The sequence below is a fragment of the Acidovorax sp. LjRoot204 genome (assembly GCF_056175785.1).
This window is the reverse complement of record NZ_JBGFFF010000378.1, coordinates 1-1,040: the sequence shown is the minus strand read 5'-3', so window position 1 is coordinate 1,040 and position 1,040 is coordinate 1. Positions and strand designations below refer to the sequence as shown.

The 1,040-nt window shown below is 57.3% G+C and carries 2 protein-coding genes; both read left to right on the top strand.

What is annotated here, in order from left to right:
• Window positions 1–213: pseudaminic acid biosynthesis-associated methylase (locus tag AC04MI_RS25540; RefSeq protein ID WP_476499089.1), on the top strand; the 213-nt coding region annotated here is incomplete at its 5' end.
• 12 nt (window positions 214–225) lie between these two features.
• On the top strand, window positions 226–1,040 hold an 815-nt coding region (locus AC04MI_RS25535), incomplete at its 3' end, for an N-acetyl sugar amidotransferase (protein ID WP_476499088.1).

The window sequence follows — 1,040 nt, the reverse complement described above, 5'->3', positions numbered from 1 at the left end:
GGTCGTTATCTGTTAGTGGCCGAGTATTACAACCCGTCGCCGGTGGCCATTCCATACCGCGGTAACAGTGACCGCCTGTTCAAGCGCGACTTTGCGGGCGAAATCATGGATCGCCATCCGCAGTTGCAGCTGGTGGACTATGGTTTTGCCTACCGCCGTGATCCCAGCTTTCCGCAAGACGACATCACTTGGTTCCTGATGCAAAAATGCTGAAATTTCACTGAGATGAGCATGCTGACCTATTGCAAACGCTGCGTGATGCCTGACACCAAGCCGGACCTGCGTCTGGACGAGCACGGTATCTGCAATGCCTGCCGCAGCTACGAAGCAAGAGAGGCGGTCGACTGGGATGCCCGTTACCAGGAATTGCTGAAGGTGCTGGAGAAATACCGCCGCCCCGATGGCGGCCACTGGGACTGCATCGTGCCTGTCAGCGGTGGAAAAGATAGTACGTACCAAGTGGTGCGGATGCTCCAATTGGGACTGAATCCTCTGTGCGTCACCTCATCCACTTGCGATCTTTCTCCCCTGGGGCGTTCCAACATAGAAAGTCTCAAGCGCCTGGGCGTGGACCACATCGAGTTTTCGCCCAATCCCCTTGTGCGCGCCAAGCTCAACCGCGTGGGCCTCATGCAGGTGGGTGATATCTCGTGGCCTGAGCACGTCGGAATCTTCACCATTCCCGTACGCGCGGCGGTGCAGTTCAATGTGCCCCTGATCGTCTGGGGCGAGAACTCGCAGAATGAATATGGCGGCCCGGCCGCAGCGGCGGAGAACAATGTGCTCAGCCGACGTTGGCTTGAGGAGTTTGGCGGCCTGCTGGGCATGCGTGTGTCCGATCTGATCGGTCAGGAGGGGATCCAAGCCAAGCATTTGATCCCTTATGTTTATCCTAGCGACGAAGAGCTGCAGCGGGTGGGAGTGACCGGCCTGTTTTTGGGGTACTACATCCCATGGGATGGACTATCCAATGCCTTGATCGCGCAGGCCAATGGTTTTCAGAGCTACCACAAGGTGGTCGAGGGCTCGATGGTCAACTA